Genomic DNA, 16,579 nt, shown 5'->3' with positions numbered 1-16,579 from the left:
ACAAGAAAGGAATTCTTTGAGATGTATTATTATGTGATGCCTTCTCACGATATTCGCCGGAATTTAGCGACAGAACAATATTTGTTGGAACAAGAATTTGATGAACCATTGGTATTATTTTATATTCAAGAACCCTGTATCATTATCGGGCGGAATCAAAATGCGTTGGAGGAAATCAATCAACGCTTCGTTCGAGAAAAGGGGATCACGGTGACACGTCGTTTGTCTGGTGGCGGGGCAGTTTATGACGATTTGGGAAATGTTAGCTTTAGCTTTGTGACCAAAGCTGATGGGAATTTTGGAAACTTTAAAGAATTTACCGAACCGATTTTAAGAGCCATCCATAAATTAGGCGCAACCGGAGCCACAGTCAGCGGACGCAACGATCTGATGATTGACGGCAAAAAATTTTCAGGCAATGCCATGTATAAGAAGCGAGGAAAATTATTTTCTCATGGTACTTTGATGCTGGATGTTGATTTGGATGTTTTGCCTCAAGCATTGCAGGTTGCCAAGGATAAAATCGAATCAAAAGGCACCAAATCAGTTCGTAGCCATGTGACCAATTTGCGTCCTTATTTGTCTGAAAACTATCAGGAATTAAGTATCGAAGAATTTCGCGACGAATTGTTGAAACAATTATTTTCGGTGGAAGATATCACTCAAATTGCGGACAAGCAGATTCAATTATCGACAGAAGACGAGCAGGCGATTGATCAGTTGGTGACAAGTCTTTATGGCAATGAAGTGTGGATTTATGGAGAAGCACCTACCTACACGTTGCAACGGCGTCGTCGGTATCCGGCAGTGGGAATCATCGATGCCCGTTTGACAGTGGCTAAAGGAAAAATCACGGATTTGATTTTTTACGGTGATTATTTTGGTCAAAAGGAATCCAGCGAGTTGGCTGCATTATTTATTGGGAAAGACTATCGAAGACCAGCTTTGGCACAGGTCATTGAACAGATTCAAGCAGATCAGTATTTCAGCCATTTGACTAACGAAACGTTGTTGGATTTATTGATTGAATAGGAAAAAGTTGAAAGACGGACTAAAACTATCAAGGAGACCATTATGATCGAACTGAAAGGTATCGCAAAGGAATACAATCAGCAGTTGGTGTTAGCTCCGCTGGATTTGACGATTGCTCCCCATGAAATTTTTGGAATCGTTGGTGAAAGTGGTGCGGGAAAATCCACGCTGTTAAAAATAATGAGCCTGTTGGAAACGCCTTCTGAGGGATCGCTTTTTTTAGAGGGTAAAGAAGTAGCGAAACTGGATCAAAGAGCAATTCGTCAATTGAAACAATCGATTGGCATGGTCTTTCAGCAATACCATTTACTCTATAACCGTACGGTGTTTGAAAATATTTCTTTGCCGCTAAAATTATTGGGACGGGAAGAACCGCAAAAAGTCAAAGAGTTGTTGCATTTTGTCGGATTGCAGGAAAAAGAGACAGCTTATCCGCGGCAGTTGAGCGGAGGACAAAAACAACGGGTGGCAATCGCTCGAGCGTTGGTAAATAATCCTAAGATGATTTTGTGTGATGAACCTACTTCAGCTTTGGACGAAAAAAGCACGGCGGATATTTTGGAACTTCTAAAAAAAGTGCATCAAGAATTTCAACCAACTATCGTTTTTGTCAGTCATGAATTAGCTGCAGTCAAGGCCTTGTGCCAGCGAGCAGCAATTTTGGAAGCAGGAAAGTTAAAGGCAATTACTCCAGTTAAAAATCTTTCACTGCAAAGTACAGACAGCTATGAAGAGCGAGTGATTGCGAGGTTGCAGGAATGAATTATTGGGAAAGACTCAATGAATTTCGACCGGAAATGTTCCAAGCCATCGGGGATACATTGATTATGATGGGCATTGCGATGGCAGCGTCACTGCTTGTCGGTCTGCCGATTGGCACCTATATTTTTCTTTCACGAAAAAAAGGCGTGGCACCTAATAAAGGGGTGTACTGGGTGCTGAATCTTTATGTGGATATCGTCCGCTCCTTTCCGTTTTTATTATTTGTCGTCGCTTTGATTCCGTTGACCAGACTTGTCATGGGAACAGCTTTTGGCACCTATGCCGCTGCTTTTCCTCTAAGTTTTGTCGGAGCAGCGATTTATGCTCGTTTGGTGGAACAGGTCCTGCTGGATGTACCAGCAGAGATTTTGGAATTAGCGGCTTCTTTAGGGGCTACCCGCCGCCAGTTGTTGTTGGAATTTTTATTTGTGGAAGCCCGCAGTGGATTGGTTTTGAGCTTTACTTCTGCCTCCATCAGTCTGGTTTCGTATTCTACAGTCATGGGAATCGTGGGTGGTGGAGGAATCGGTGATTTTGCGATTCGTTACGGCTATCAGAATTATGAATACGACATCATGTACACAACGATTGTCATCATGATTCTCTTTGTTTTTGGGATTCAACTTTTGGGCACCACAATCGCCAGAAGAATCGATAAGCGAAAATAACTCCTCCTCTGTTTGTCTGCTAATTTGAAACAGGGATAGAGGATTTACTAAAAAAATTAAAGGGGTAAAAAATAGATGAAAAAAATCGCAGTAGGAATCGCAGTTTTGGGAGCAGCACTTTTATTAGGTGCTTGCGGCAACAACAGTAATAAAAGCAGTGAAGAGAAAGTCATCAAAGTAGCAAGTCAAACGTCACCAATGACAGATGTGGTAAAAAAAGCCGCAGAAGTCGCTAAAAAAGAGGGTTGGGACATTCAATTAGTCCAAGTTAATGACAACATACAATACAATGAACTATTGAAAAATAAAGAAGTAGATGCTAACTTTGCACAACATGAACCCTTCATGGAAAAATTCAATGAAGAAAAAGATGCCAATCTAGTCATGATTCAAAAAATTTATGACGCAAAAGTTGGTTTCTATTCAAAAAATTATCAAGATATCGCTGATTTGCCGGATGGAGCAACGATTGCGTTGCCAAACGATGTCTCCAATGAAGGTCGGGCATTGGCAATCTTAGCGGATGCGGGCTTAATCGAATTGAAAGCAGATGCCGGCTTCAATGGAACTCTTAAAGATGTCGTGGAAAATCCCCACAATTTCAAGTGGTTGTCGGTGGATCTTTTAAATCTTGCGGAAGCTTACAATGAAAAAGATGTAGCAATGGTCTATGATTACCCAACATATATCGCAAAAATTGGGTTGAAACCAAGTGATGCTATTTTATTGGAAAAGAAAATCGACAGCCGCTTTGCGATTTCTTTAGTCGCACGGGAAGACAATCAAGATTCCGCAAAAATCAAAGTGTTGAAAAAAGCCATGACCAGCCCTGAAGTTCACGAATTTTTAGAAAAAGAACACCAGGATACATTGATTCCTTCCTTTGATTAAAAAAATCTGTATGCATCAAGAGGTGCATACAGATTTTTTTGTCTATCCAGAGCCTAAGGTCTTCACAGTAGAGAAAACTATGGTACAATTCGAACTAACAAGGTAAGAGGGGTGTTGTTCTCAATGGACTATAAAGAATTTGATCCAGAATTATGGCAAGCAGTCGAAAATGAATTTACACGGCAACAAAACAATTTGGAGCTGATTGCCTCGGAAAATATTGTTTCAAAAGGGGTATTAGCGGCACAAGGCAGTGTATTGACCAATAAATATGCTGAAGGTTATCCCGGTCGTCGGTATTATGGCGGTTGTGAATACATCGATGTCGTTGAAAATTTAGCAATCGATCGAGCGAAAGAATTATTTGGCGCCAAATTTGTCAACGTGCAGCCGCATTCCGGCTCACAAGCTAACACGGCAGCCTATTTAGCCTTAGTGGAACCCGGCGACACCATCATGGGGATGGATTTATCCGCAGGGGGACATTTAACTCATGGTTCACCAGTTAATTTCAGTGGTAAAACGTATCATTTTGTCAGCTACGGTGTTGATCCAACAACGGAAGTGATCGATCACAATGTCGTACGGATTTTAGCTCGGAAACATCAGCCTAAATTGATTGTTGCAGGTGCCAGTGCCTATTCCCGCACCATCGATTTTGCAAAATTCCGTGAAATCGCTGATGAAATCGGTGCAAAACTAATGGTAGATATGGCACATATCGCCGGGTTAGTTGCAGCAGGCTTGCACCCATCACCCGTTCCTTATGCAGACATCACGACCACCACTACCCATAAAACTTTACGCGGTCCACGGGGCGGAATGGTTTTGACTAATGACGAAGCATTAGCGAAAAAAATCAATAGCGCTGTTTTCCCTGGTATTCAAGGGGGTCCACTAGAACATGTGATCGCCGGAAAAGCAGTTTCCTTCAAAGAAGCACTGGCACCGGAATTCAAAGAGTATGCGGAACAAGTCATTACGAATGCTCAAGCAATGGCTAAAGTTTTCAATCAAGCCCCAGAAGCTCGGTTGGTTTCTGGCGCAACGGACAATCATTTGCTATTGATCGATGTGCGTGATTTTGAAATGAACGGCAAAGAAGCCGAAGCCATTTTGGACAGTGTAAATATTACCGTTAATAAAAACTCAATTCCATTCGAATCATTGAGTCCTTTCAAAACCAGCGGAATTCGTGTGGGAACACCGGCAATTACTAGTCGTGGATTTAGTGAAGAAGATGCAGTTGAAGTAGCAAAATTGATTGTAAAGGCATTACGTGCCAAAGAAGACCAAGAAGTTCTGGCACAAGTAAAAGAAGAAGTGAAGGCTTTAACAGATAAACACCCGATTTATCAATAATCGGCAGACAAAAGGTGAGGCACCATTCAATGAATGGTCCCCGCCTTCTTTTGCGGAATTTTTAGCAAATTTAGAAGAAATGTTGTTTCTCTTCATTATTTGCTTTAAAATAGAAGAAAACTAAAGGAGAATCATCATGGGCAAATTTCAAGTAATCGACCATCCACTCATTCAACACAAACTAACTATTATTCGGGAAAAAAATTGCGGAACAAAAGTTTTCCGTGAAGTTGTCAATGAAATCGCCATGTTAATGGCTTATGAAGTTTCTCGTGATATGCCATTGGAAGATACGGTAATCGAAACACCAATCGTCAAAACTACACAAAAAACGTTAACAGGGAAAAAAGTTGCCATCATTCCGATCCTACGTGCCGGAATTGGAATGGTAGACGGTATTTTGGAATTGATTCCAGCAGCTAAAGTTGGACACATTGGCTTGTACCGGGACGAAGAAACTTTGGAACCTCATGAATATTTTGTAAAATTACCAGAAGATATCGATTCTCGTCAGCTATTTGTTGTTGACCCAATGTTGGCAACTGGTGGTTCTGCAATCATGGCAATCGATGCCTTGAAAAAACGCGGCGGTTCAAACATTAAATTTGTTTGTCTCGTAGCTGCACCAGAAGGCGTCAAGGCCTTACAAGAAGCTCATCCAGATATTGATATCTACACGGCAGCTTTGGATGATCATTTGAATGAACACGGCTATATCGTTCCTGGACTTGGCGATGCCGGTGACCGTTTATTTGGAACAAAATAGGTTTTGTAACGAGTGATGAAAAAATTCCTGTCGGAGAATTCGGCAGGATTTTTTTGGATAAGCGATAATTAAAAAAACAAAAAGCCAGCAAATCTTAGCTTCTAAGATTGCTGACTTTCTTTTGTTATGCCGGCTATAGGATTCGAACCTACGACCCCCGCGTTACGAGTGCGATGCTCTACCAACTGAGCTAAGCCGGCGTGACACAACAAGAATTATAGAAAAAAAAAGGAGGTTTGTAAAGAGAAATGTAGTAAAAAAAGAGTTTATTAGCAAAATTTCTGCAAATTTTCACAAAGTGTGCTATAATGAATATATATAAAGGGAGGTTTTGTGAATGGCAACGTTTGGTAAATTTGATGCAACAGTAATTCCTTCTGAAGCTGGAGAAGGGTTTTTAGTAGACACTCATGTGAAATTTTCAATCTATGGCAAACCGCAGACAGGGACCGTTACAAAGCAGCTGAAAAATTCTGCAGTAATCGAATTGGATGAAACTCCTGACAATCAACAGTTACTTACGCAAAGCAATGGTGTGTTAATCATCAATTATAAACATATGAAAAAGATTTAAACTTGATCACCGATTTTTTTCGGTGATATTTTTTTAGTGAAATTATACGGTCTGACTTCAATCAGTCCGCAAACGGTATTTCTAAATTTTTTCTGAATGAAGGACGGGATGTCTTTCTTTTCTGTAACAACACCTCTATAATGATAAGGTGTATCTTTGAAGGAAAAGAGAGGAATCATGGAAAAAAAACGATCAACTTCGACCGACAGCCGTATTGATTATGGCGTGATTTTGCCGGTCTTTCTATTATGTTTAGTCGGCCTTGCTTCGTTATACGTGGCTTTGAGCCAAGACCCCACCGGGCAAAATGTACTGCAAAAAATGGCGATCCAAAGTTTGTGGTACGTTATAGGAACCATTGCAATTATTGTTATCATGCACTTGAAATCAAAATGGATTTGGAAATTAACCCCGTTTATCTATGGACTGGGTTTAGCCGTTATGTTGGCGCTGTTGCGATTTTATGATAAAGATTTAGCCAATGTGACCGGTTCAAAAAACTGGTTTAAGTTCGGCTCCTTTACTTTTCAGCCGGCAGAATTAATGAAAATCGCCTTTATTTTAATGTTGGCATTAGTGGTTACCTCCCACAATGTCAAATATCGAAATCGTAATTTATCGACGGATGGTTTTTTGATTGGCAAGATGGCGTTGGTGTCATTGCCGGTCTTGGGATTAGTAATGTTGCAAAAAGATTTCGGAACGATGCTAGTCTTTTTGGCTATTCTAGGCGGTGTGTTTTTAATGTCAGGAATTTCCTGGCGAATCATTATTCCTGTTGTGGCTCTCTTTGTGGTCATTGGTGGCGGGACCATCTATCTGGTAACAACAGAAACCGGTCGGGAATTATTGTACAATATCGGCTTTAAATCTTATCAATTTGCCCGAATCGATTCCTGGCTCAATCCTTTCCATGACACATCTGGACTAAGTTATCAACCGGCACAAGGCTTGTTGGCGATTGGGTCTGGTGGAATGTTTGGAAAAGGATTCAACGTCAGTGATGTCTACGTCCCAGTAAGAGAATCCGATATGATTTTCACGGTTATTGGAGAAAATTTTGGTTTTATCGGCGGCTCTTTTGTAATTTTACTTTATTTTATTTTGATTTACCGCATGATTCGGGTGTGTTTTGACACCAACAACGAATTTTATGCCTACATTGCCAGCGGGATCATTATGATGATTCTCTTTCACGTATTTGAAAACATCGGCGCAAACATCGGGCTGATGCCGCTGACGGGAATACCTTTACCCTTTATCAGCCAAGGGGGATCTTCGATTTTAGGAAACATGATCGGAATCGGGTTGATTTTATCGATGCGGTTTCAAGCAGAAACTTCGAAGGAAGTGAAAGAATGAATCTTTATTGGTACCCCAAATGCAGTACCTGCAAAAAGGCAAGAGCCTGGCTGGATGCCCATGAAATAGAGTATCAACTGATTGATATGATTCAACAACCGCCGACTGCCGAGAAGCTGGAAGGCTGGATGAAGGAAAGCGGCTTGCCAATTCGTCGCTTTTTTAACACAAGTGGTGTAAACTATCGTCAGCTAGGATTAAAAACTATCGTGCCGACCCTCAACATGCGAGAAGCTTGCGAATTGTTGGCAACAGATGGTATGCTGATCAAGCGTCCCATTCTGGAAAAAAATGGCAAAATCCAAGCCATTGGATTTAAAGAAATTGATTTTGAAGGAGCAGCGAAAGAATCATGGAAAAGAAATGTCTAAAGAAAAAAGATAATTTGTGGGTGCTGTTTAACGGCAGCGAATATTGTGTCGGATTGACGAAGGAAGCGCAGGATGAACTTGGAAAAATCACCTTTGCCTCTTTACCTAAAGTAGGAAAATTAGTGAAACAAGGGGAAGCATTGCTGGAAGTTGAAGCAGAAAAAGCTGTCAACGAATTTCCAAGTCCTTTGTCAGGTGTCGTTTCTTCCGTGAATGAAAAAGTTGATGCATCCGTGGATATCTTAAATGATGAAGACGAAATGAATGCCTGGATCGTCGCTTTTAAAGACGTTGATCCAGCCGAATTTGATAAACTTTAAAATTATTTTCAGAAAATAATTGACACATGTAAGGTACGTTGTTACAATTTCATCAATAATTGAAAGCTTTGAAAAGAAGAGTACATGTCACTAACGTTCACAGAGAGCCCGGAATTGCTGCAAACGGGTAACGAAAATGAGATGGAAGATGGTCTTTGAGCGGATGAAGTGAGTCTAAGGACTAGCTTGATACGGGGGTGCCCGTTAACGCACAACGGTATGCGAGAAACAGTCAAGTACCGGATAAGGTTATTGTTGTAAAACAATAACGAATCAAGGTGGTAACACGAAAGATGATAACTTTCGTCCTTTGTATAGAAATATGCACAAGGACGGAAGTTTTTTTGTTTAGAAAATACGCTAAAGGAAAGATGGGAAGAGCATGTCATTGATTCAATTGACGCATGTCAAAAAAACATTTGAAGGCAAAAATGGCCGAATCGACGCGGTCAATGATGTTTCTTTAACGGTTGAACCGGGAGATATCTACGGCATTGTAGGATATTCCGGTGCAGGAAAAAGTACATTGGTGCGATTGCTCAATGGACTAGAACTACCAACTGCCGGCGAAGTAATCGTCAATAAGCAGAACATCCTTGCACTGAAGAACAAAGAATTGCGGGCATTTCGAAAAAATATCGGAATGATTTTCCAGCACTTTAACCTGCTGTGGTCACGAACGGTCATCGAAAATATCGAATTGCCATTGGAACTTGCAGGACTTGGGAAAGCTGAGCGAAAACAAAAAGCAGAAGACTTATTGCAACTGGTGGGTTTGCAGGGAAGAGGCAATGCCTATCCATCGCAATTATCCGGTGGGCAAAAGCAACGGGTCGGAATCGCCCGAGCATTGGCAAACGATCCGCAGATTCTATTGTGTGACGAAGCAACAAGTGCCTTAGATCCCCAAACAACCGAAGAAGTCTTGGAACTACTACAAGACATCAATCAAAAATTAGGATTGACGATTGTATTGATTACACATGAAATGAATGTGGTTCGTAAAATCTGTAATAAAGTAGCCGTCATGGAGCTGGGAAAAGTCGTGGAAGAAGGATTGGTCGTAGATGTCTTTCGTCATCCGCAACAAGAAGTGACGAAACGATTTGTGCAACAGGACTTCAAACCACGGGAAGATCCGGAAGAATTGTTGGAGGAATTTATCGCTGAAAATCCAACTGGACGTTTAGTGACCTTGACCTTTAATGAAGACAATGCCAATGAACCGGTAATTTCACAAGCAATTCGACAATTTGATATTGATATCAATGTGGTGTACGGGAAAATCCGTCAGGCAAAAGAAGGCTCATTCGGTTCCTTGACCGTCCTGCTTTCAGGAGAAGATCAGGCAGTCGATCAAGCAATTACCTTTTTTGCTGAACAACAAGTTGGCGTGGAGGTGATTCATCATGGATAAAGGATTTATGGAAACCTATTTCAATCTGGAAATGATTGACTGGAATACAATGAAACAAGCCTTTTATGACACTTTGTTCATGACAGTGATCTCAACGATTTTAGTAGTGATTATCGGATTGCTGCTTGGTTTGGCTCTGTATTCTCTGGGAAGAAAGCAACAAACTTCTGCCAGAATTTTTTATAATTTGATCTCCATCATCAGCAACATTTTCCGTTCCACGCCATTCATGATTTTGATGGTCTTGATTATTCCGTTTACGATGATTTTAGTTGGAACAATGTTGGGAGCTAAAGCAGCAATTCCCGCATTAGTTTTATCCGCAGCACCATTTTATGCTCGGTTAGTAGAGATTGCCTTTCGTGAAGTCAGCCCCGGTGTATTAGAAGCTGCCGAAGCGATGGGTGCCAATTATTGGCAGGTGATCCGAAAAGTATTGATTCCAGAAAGTGTTCCGGCACTGATTTCAGGAATCACAGTGACAACAATCTCGATGATCGGTTACACGGCAATGGCCGGAGCAATCGGTGCCGGTGGTCTTGGTGCACTGGCATGGCAGGAAGGGTTTCAACGTGGAAACTACACAGTAACAATGGTAGCCACGATTATTATTTTGATTATTGTGTTTATTGTTCAAGGAATTGGTGATTTCTTGACGAAAAAAACCGATAAGCGTTAAAAAAAGGGAGGAAACAGGATATGAAAAAGATTTTTGGATTAGCAACAGTATTATTAGTAACAGCGGGATTAGCAGCATGTGGAAACGGCGGAAGCAGTACTGACGGCTCCTCAGCAGCAGAAGAAAAGACAACAACCTTAACAGTAGGTGCTTCACCAACTCCTCATGCGGAAATTTTAGAAGCAGCGGCACCATTATTGGAAAAAGAAGGCATTAAATTAGAAGTCAAAAAATTTGATGACTATATCTTGCCAAATAAAGCGTTGGAAAACAAAGACATTGATGCCAACTATTTCCAACACATTCCTTACTTGAACAAAGAAATCAAAGACAACGGCTATGACTTTGTCAATGCCGGAGCCGTTCACATCGAACCAATGGGCTTGTATTCAAAAACATTGAAAGACATCAAAGATTTGAAAGACGGTGCGACCGTTATCACATCCAACTCTGAATCTGACTGGGGCCGTATCTTGACGATTTTCCAAGATGCTGACCTGTTGACCTTGAAAGAAGGCGTTGATCCAGAAACCGCTACTTTTGAAGATATCGATGAAAATCCAAAAAACATCGAATTCAAGCACGATATCAACCCAGAATTGCTAGCAACAACCTACCAAAACGAAGATGTTGATTTGGTTGCCATCAACGCAAACTTTGCTTACGGCATCGGTTTGAATCCGAAAAAAGATGCCTTGTTAGTTGAAAGCGACAATTCTCCATACGTTAACGTGATTGCTGTTCGTAGTGGCGATGAAAACAAAGATTCCATCAAAAAATTAATCGAAGCATTGCACAGTGACGAAGTGAAAGATTTTGTTGATGAAAAATGGCAAGGGTCTGTCAAAATCGTTGATGCTGACGCAAAATAATTCTTAACAAACGAACGAAATCTTTCTGACGGAGAGATTTCGTTTTTTATTTTAGAAATATTCTTATAAAAAAGAAAAGTTTATCACGAAATAGCGCGAAAATGCCAGATCTTAGCAGTGGATCATTGAACTTCATTCTCAATTAGTCTAAAATGAGTGAGAATGAATGATTATTGGAGGAATACATTATGTCAGTCTTAGAAGTGAAAGATTTACATGTATCGATTGAAAATAAAGAAATCTTAAAAGGCGTCAATCTAACGCTGAAAACCGGTGAAATTCATGCCATCATGGGACCAAACGGCACAGGAAAATCCACCTTGTCTGCTGCCATCATGGGCAACCCCAACTACGAAGTTACCCAAGGAGAAGTGCTTCTTGACGGTGAAAATATTTTGGAAATGGACGTTGACGAACGGGCACGCCTAGGTCTTTTTCTGGCGATGCAATACCCAAGTGAAATTCCGGGAATCACCAACGCAGAATTTATGCGGGCAGCGATTAATGCCAAACGGGATGATGACCATAAAATGTCGGTCATGGAATTTTTAAAAAAATTAGATAAAAAAATGGACTTGTTGAATATGCCGGAAGAAATGGCAGAACGCTATTTAAACGAAGGGTTTTCTGGCGGGGAGAAAAAACGTAACGAAATTTTGCAATTATTGATGCTGGAACCAAAATTTGCGATTTTAGACGAAATTGATTCCGGTTTGGATATTGATGCTTTGAAGGTTGTTGCAAAAGGTGTCAATGAAATGCGGGGAGATAATTTTGGTTCTCTGATTATCACCCATTACCAACGTTTATTAAATTACATCACACCGGATGTTGTTCATATCATGATGGATGGTCGTGTGGTATTAACAGGAAATGCCGATCTTGCCAAACGGTTGGAAGCAGAAGGCTACGCCGGAATCAGCAACGAATTAGGTATCGAATACAGCGAAGAAGAAGCATAGAGGGGGCGAGAGAATGAAAGAATTCAAGAACTATCTTGATGACGTCAAGGTTTTTTCTGCATTGAAAGAAGAACCAGACTGGATGCTCGCTTTGCGACAAGCTGCCTTGGCACAAGTCGATGAACTGGCTTTGCCCCATATTGAACGTGTGAAGTTTACCCGCTGGCCGTTGTTTACTATCAGTCAAGCAGCGTTACAAGGAGAAAAAAGTGCCCAATCGCTGGGAGCAATTCCTAGTTTTGATGAATTGGATAACCATCCGATGCACATTCAGATCGACGATGTTCCAGTCTTTGAACAACTTTCTCAAGAGCTTGCAGATAAAGGCGTGATTTTTACTGATCTATTTACAGCAATGCAGGAATATCCTGATTTGGTGCAAAAATATTATATGACCAAGGCTGTTCCTTTTGATGAGGATAAACTAACAGCAGCACATGCAGCATTTATGAACAGCGGTGTGTTTTTATATGTACCAAAAAATGTCGTGATTGAAGAACCGATTGAAGCAATCTTTTACCATGCCGGCAGTGATGCAGCGCATTTCTTCAAACATATTTTGATCGTAGCAGAAGACCATAGTGAATTCAGCTATTTGGAACGTTTTTCTACTATGGGAGAAGAAACAGAAAAAATTTCTGGCAATATCGTTGTGGAAGTTATTGCAAAACCGGGAGCAAAAGTAAAATTTGCGGCAATTGATCAATTAGGAAAAAACATCACTACTTACATGAATCGTCGTGGCTATTTGATGCAGGATGCGTCGATTGACTGGGCCATTGGGGTGATGAATGATGGGGATGTAATCGCAGATTTTGATTCTGACCTGGTGGGTAACGGCTCCCATGCAGAATTTAAAGCTGTTGCGATTTCTTCTGGTCGTCAAACTCAAGGTATTGATACACGGGTCACCAATAAAGCCCCTCATTCCGTGGGACATATTCTCCAACATGGCGTTATTTTGGATCACGGCACACTGACCTTTAACGGTATCGGTCATATCATCAAAGGGGCAAAAGGCGCTGACGCCCAACAAGAAAGTCGGGTATTGATGCTGTCTGATCATGCTCGCGGGGATGCCAATCCTATTTTATTGATTGACGAAAATGAAGTTGTTGCCGGGCATGCAGCCAGTGTCGGTCGGGTCGATCCAGAGGAAATGTATTACTTGATGAGCCGCGGCTTGCGAAAAGAAGATGCCGAACGATTGGTGATTCGCGGGTTCTTAGGTTCTGTAATCACTGCGATTCCTGTCAAAAAAGTCCAAGAAGAATTAATTGACGTTATCGAAGGGAAGTTGAACGCATGATTGATGCCCAAAAACTTCGAAAAGAGTTTCCTATTTTAAATCAAAAGGTCAATGACGAACCATTGGTCTATCTGGATAATGCCGCAACAACGCAAAAACCGGAAGCTGTTTTACAAACGCTAACCGATTATTACCATCAGGACAATGCCAATGTTCATCGAGGCGTCCATACCTTAGCGGAGCGGGCAACACATGCCTATGAAGGGGCTCGCGAAAAAGTCCGCCAATTTATCCATGCCAAAGAAACTGCGGAAGTCCTGTTTACGCGGGGAACGACAACGGGCTTAAATTGGATAGCCAAAAGCTTTGGTGATTTTTTCATTCAAGAAGGCGATGAAATCGTCATTTCCTATATGGAACATCACTCCAATATTATTCCATGGCAACAACTTGCCAAAAGAAAGAATGCAAAGCTTGTGTATATCGACATTACACCAGCAGGCTTTCTTGATATGGAAGATGCAAAAAGAAAAATCACTGACAAAACGAAGATTGTTTCAATCGCCCATGTTTCGAATGTATTAGGTGTGATCAATCCGGTGGCTGAGTTGGCACAACTTGCTCATCAAAAAGGAGCGGTCATGGTGGTGGATGGTGCGCAGGCAGTTCCCCACATGCCGGTAGATGTGCAGGCATTGGATGCGGATTTTTATGCGTTTAGTGGACATAAAATGTGCGGACCCACTGGCATCGGTGTATTATTTGGAAAGAAAAAATGGTTGGAAGTCATGGAACCGGTAGAATTTGGTGGAGAAATGATTGATTTTGTCCGACTACAAGACAGTACATGGAAAGAATTGCCGTGGAAATTTGAAGCCGGGACTCCAAATATCGCCGGGGGCATCGCTTTAGGAGCAGCCGTTGATTATCTTTCGGTCCTCGGTTTGGATCAGATCCATGCGTATGAAGCAGAGCTTGTGGCTTATGTATTGCCAAAGCTGCAGGCAATCGAAGGTCTGACTGTTTTTGGACCGCAAGAGGCTGCTAAACATACCGGAGTCATTGCCTTTAACCTAGAGGGCTTACACCCCCATGATGTGGCAACTGCCTTAGACATGGAAGGCGTTGCTGTACGGGCAGGACATCATTGTGCACAACCTTTACTGCAATATTTGAAGGTTCCGGCAACAGCTCGAGCAAGTTTTTATTTTTACAATACGAAAGAAGATGCCGACCGATTAGTTGAAGCAATCTACGCGACAAAGGAGTTTTTCCAACATGGCACTCTCTAAATTAGATAATTTATACCGACAAGTTATTTTGGATCATTCTAGCCATCCTCATCATCATGGTTCTTTGGCAAAAGCAGATCAAGCAGTGGAGATGAATAATCCAACGTGCGGAGATGTGATTCACTTGGAACTTGCAGTGGAAGATGGCATTATTACGGGTATCGCTTTTGACGGTAGTGGCTGTTCCATCAGTACCGCCAGTGCTTCCATGATGACGGATGCGGTTCTTGGAAAAAGTGTAACAGAAGCCGAAGAACTGATTACTGCTTTTTCAGAATTAGTGCAAGGCAATGAAACACCAAAGGAAGAGGAGTTGGGAGAAGCGGCCGTCCTTAGCGGAGTGGCAAAATTTCCAGCTCGAATCAAATGTGCAACACTTGCTTGGAAGGCATTAGGTCAAGCAGTAGAATCAAATGGTGTGGCAGAAACAGGTCATCTCCATCAACCAGAAGACAGCGATCACGCGTGAGAAAAAAAGCAGCAAATTAGCAGTGGAAATCGGTTGAACATACTTTCAACCAAAAAGAGCGAGGAGTGAGAACATGGGAGTTCCTGAATTAGAAGAATATAAATTTGGCTTTCATGATGATGTAGAACCAATTTTCAGCACAGGTACAGGTTTGACAGAGGAAGTCGTTCGTGAGATTTCACGAGTCAAAGAAGAACCGGAGTGGATGCTGGAATTTCGGCTGAAATCACTGGAAGCTTTTCATAAAATGCCTATGCAAAAATGGGGTCCGGATTTATCCGATATTGATTTTGATGCGCTGAAATATTATCAAAAATCCAGTGAGAAACCAGCACGTGACTGGGAAGATGTACCAGAAAAAATCAAAGAAACTTTTGAAAGAATTGGTATTCCAGAAGCAGAACGGGCCTATTTGGCTGGAGCTTCAGCACAGTATGAATCAGAAGTGGTTTACCACAATATGAAGGAAGAATTTACCAAATTAGGAATCGTCTTTACTGATACCGATTCGGCACTTAAAGAATATCCTGAATTGTTTAAAGAATATTTTGCAAAACTTGTACCGCCTACGGATAATAAATTGGCGGCATTGAACTCAGCGGTTTGGTCCGGTGGAACCTTTATTTATGTGCCAAAAGGTGTCAAAGTGGATGTGCCAATGCAGACCTATTTCCGAATCAATGGCGAAAATACCGGGCAGTTTGAACGAACATTAATCATTGTAGATGAAGGCGCCAGTGTCCATTACGTGGAGGGGTGTACTGCACCGACATATTCCAGCAATAGTTTGCATGCGGCAATTGTTGAAATTTTCACCCGAAAAGATGCTTACTGCCGATACACTACGATCCAAAACTGGTCCTCAAACGTGTACAACCTAGTAACCAAACGGGCGAAAGCCTATGAAGGAGCAACCGTTGAATGGATTGATGGGAACTTGGGAGCAAAAACGACAATGAAATACCCAAGCGTTTATCTGGATGGCAAAGGCGCACGGGGTACTATGCTGTCAATCGCATTTGCCGGCGCCAACCAAATCCAAGATACCGGCGCAAAAATGATCCACAACGCACCGAATACCTCCAGTTCAATCGTTTCTAAATCAATCTCTAAAGATGGTGGCGAGGTTAATTATCGCGGACAAGTTACCTTTGGCAAAAAGAGCAGCGGCTCGATGTCCCACATTGAATGTGACACGATTATTATGGACGAACTGTCAAAATCTGATACGATTCCCTTCAATGAAATCCACAACAGTCAAGTTTCATTGGAACACGAAGCCAAGGTCTCAAAAATTTCCGAAGAGCAGCTCTTTTATCTAATGAGCCGTGGACTTTCCGAATCAGAAGCCACTGAAATGATCGTCATGGGCTTTGTCGAACCCTTCACCAAAGAACTACCGATGGAATATGCGGTGGAACTGAATCGATTGATTAGTTATGAGATGGAAGGCAGTGTGGGTTAAACCTGTTATAGGAGCTAGAACCCTTGATATATAAGGTTTCTAGCTTTTTTTGTTTTGCCTGTATAC

At 41.6% G+C, this 16,579-nt stretch carries 18 protein-coding genes, 1 tRNA gene and 1 other annotated feature; of the genes, 18 read left to right on the top strand and 1 reads right to left on the bottom strand.

Features of this window, described 5'->3' with window-relative positions:
* The first annotated feature begins 21 nt into the window (after positions 1-21).
* The 6 genes from BN1875_RS08170 to upp all read left to right on the top strand — a co-directional run bounded on the left by BN1875_RS08170 (position 22) and on the right by upp (position 5,481).
* Entirely contained in the window at positions 22-1,032 is a 1,011-nt protein-coding gene (locus BN1875_RS08170) for a lipoate--protein ligase (RefSeq protein ID WP_048604361.1), read from the top strand.
* Positions 1,033-1,074: 42 nt separating this feature from the next.
* Complete coding sequence (locus BN1875_RS08165) at positions 1,075-1,794, top strand: methionine ABC transporter ATP-binding protein (RefSeq protein ID WP_048604360.1); 720 nt, start codon at positions 1,075-1,077, stop codon at positions 1,792-1,794.
* Positions 1,791-2,462 (top strand): methionine ABC transporter permease, encoded by a 672-nt coding sequence (locus BN1875_RS08160; protein ID WP_048604359.1) that lies wholly within the window; start codon positions 1,791-1,793, stop codon positions 2,460-2,462. The genes BN1875_RS08165 and BN1875_RS08160 overlap by 4 nt, the downstream gene beginning before the upstream one ends.
* Positions 2,463-2,537: 75 nt before the next feature.
* Positions 2,538-3,353 (top strand): MetQ/NlpA family ABC transporter substrate-binding protein, encoded by an 816-nt coding sequence (locus BN1875_RS08155; RefSeq protein ID WP_048604358.1) that lies wholly within the window; start codon positions 2,538-2,540, stop codon positions 3,351-3,353.
* Positions 3,354-3,476: 123 nt separating this feature from the next.
* Positions 3,477-4,715, top strand: coding sequence for a serine hydroxymethyltransferase (gene glyA, locus BN1875_RS08150; RefSeq protein WP_048604357.1), 1,239 nt, complete (start codon positions 3,477-3,479; stop codon positions 4,713-4,715).
* 136 nt (positions 4,716-4,851) lie between these two features.
* Positions 4,852-5,481 (top strand): uracil phosphoribosyltransferase, encoded by a 630-nt coding sequence (upp, locus tag BN1875_RS08145; protein WP_048604356.1) that lies wholly within the window; start codon positions 4,852-4,854, stop codon positions 5,479-5,481.
* A gap of 127 nt (positions 5,482-5,608) precedes the next feature.
* Here the strand turns inward: upp and BN1875_RS08140 are convergent.
* A tRNA-Thr gene (locus BN1875_RS08140) sits at positions 5,609-5,681 on the bottom strand.
* 137 nt (positions 5,682-5,818) lie between these two features.
* On the opposite strand from BN1875_RS08140, the gene BN1875_RS08135 reads away from it, so the two are divergent.
* The 12 genes from BN1875_RS08135 (at position 5,819) to sufB (ending at position 16,513) form a co-directional block, all read left to right on the top strand.
* The gene (locus BN1875_RS08135) at positions 5,819-6,055 is read left to right on the top strand and encodes a hypothetical protein (RefSeq protein WP_048604355.1); all 237 of its coding nucleotides are present in this window, start codon (positions 5,819-5,821) and stop codon (positions 6,053-6,055) included.
* 177 nt (positions 6,056-6,232) lie between these two features.
* Positions 6,233-7,417 carry an FtsW/RodA/SpoVE family cell cycle protein gene (locus BN1875_RS08130; protein ID WP_048604354.1) on the top strand — a complete coding sequence of 395 codons (1,185 nt, stop codon included), beginning with the start codon at positions 6,233-6,235 and terminating at the stop codon, positions 7,415-7,417.
* Positions 7,414-7,788: an arsenate reductase family protein gene (locus tag BN1875_RS08125; protein WP_048604353.1), complete on the top strand. Its 375-nt coding sequence runs from the start codon at positions 7,414-7,416 to the stop codon at positions 7,786-7,788. The genes BN1875_RS08130 and BN1875_RS08125 overlap by 4 nt, the downstream gene beginning before the upstream one ends.
* Complete coding sequence (locus BN1875_RS08120) at positions 7,770-8,108, top strand: glycine cleavage system H family protein (RefSeq protein ID WP_048604352.1); 339 nt, start codon at positions 7,770-7,772, stop codon at positions 8,106-8,108. Before BN1875_RS08125 ends, BN1875_RS08120 begins: the two co-directional genes overlap by 19 nt.
* 59 nt (positions 8,109-8,167) lie before the next feature.
* Positions 8,168-8,422, top strand: a binding site (T-box leader).
* A 68-nt stretch (positions 8,423-8,490) separates the two neighbouring features.
* Positions 8,491-9,525, top strand: coding sequence for a methionine ABC transporter ATP-binding protein (locus tag BN1875_RS08115; RefSeq protein ID WP_048604351.1), 1,035 nt, complete (start codon positions 8,491-8,493; stop codon positions 9,523-9,525).
* Positions 9,518-10,204, top strand: coding sequence for a methionine ABC transporter permease (locus tag BN1875_RS08110; RefSeq protein WP_048604350.1), 687 nt, complete (start codon positions 9,518-9,520; stop codon positions 10,202-10,204). The genes BN1875_RS08115 and BN1875_RS08110 overlap by 8 nt, the downstream gene beginning before the upstream one ends.
* A gap of 20 nt (positions 10,205-10,224) precedes the next feature.
* Entirely contained in the window at positions 10,225-11,076 is an 852-nt protein-coding gene (locus BN1875_RS08105) for a MetQ/NlpA family ABC transporter substrate-binding protein (protein WP_048604349.1), read from the top strand.
* A 188-nt stretch (positions 11,077-11,264) separates the two neighbouring features.
* Positions 11,265-12,038 carry a Fe-S cluster assembly ATPase SufC gene (sufC, locus tag BN1875_RS08100; RefSeq protein ID WP_048604348.1) on the top strand — a complete coding sequence of 258 codons (774 nt, stop codon included), beginning with the start codon at positions 11,265-11,267 and terminating at the stop codon, positions 12,036-12,038.
* A gap of 13 nt (positions 12,039-12,051) precedes the next feature.
* Positions 12,052-13,347 carry a Fe-S cluster assembly protein SufD gene (sufD, locus tag BN1875_RS08095; RefSeq protein WP_048604347.1) on the top strand — a complete coding sequence of 432 codons (1,296 nt, stop codon included), beginning with the start codon at positions 12,052-12,054 and terminating at the stop codon, positions 13,345-13,347.
* A complete protein-coding gene (locus BN1875_RS08090) occupies positions 13,344-14,579 on the top strand; it encodes a cysteine desulfurase (RefSeq protein ID WP_048604346.1) in 1,236 nt (411 codons plus the stop codon). Before sufD ends, BN1875_RS08090 begins: the two co-directional genes overlap by 4 nt.
* Positions 14,566-15,048: a Fe-S cluster assembly sulfur transfer protein SufU gene (sufU, locus tag BN1875_RS08085; RefSeq protein WP_048604345.1), complete on the top strand. Its 483-nt coding sequence runs from the start codon at positions 14,566-14,568 to the stop codon at positions 15,046-15,048. Before BN1875_RS08090 ends, sufU begins: the two co-directional genes overlap by 14 nt.
* A gap of 73 nt (positions 15,049-15,121) precedes the next feature.
* Positions 15,122-16,513 (top strand): Fe-S cluster assembly protein SufB, encoded by a 1,392-nt coding sequence (gene sufB / locus BN1875_RS08080; RefSeq protein WP_048604344.1) that lies wholly within the window; start codon positions 15,122-15,124, stop codon positions 16,511-16,513.
* Positions 16,514-16,579 lie beyond the last annotated feature (66 nt).

It is taken from the genome of Enterococcus massiliensis, from assembly GCF_001050095.1.
Classification (GTDB): domain Bacteria; phylum Bacillota; class Bacilli; order Lactobacillales; family Enterococcaceae; genus Enterococcus_C; species Enterococcus_C songbeiensis.
The sequence above is the reverse complement of the archived record's forward strand: the minus strand, read 5'-3'. Positions and strand labels throughout refer to the sequence as shown.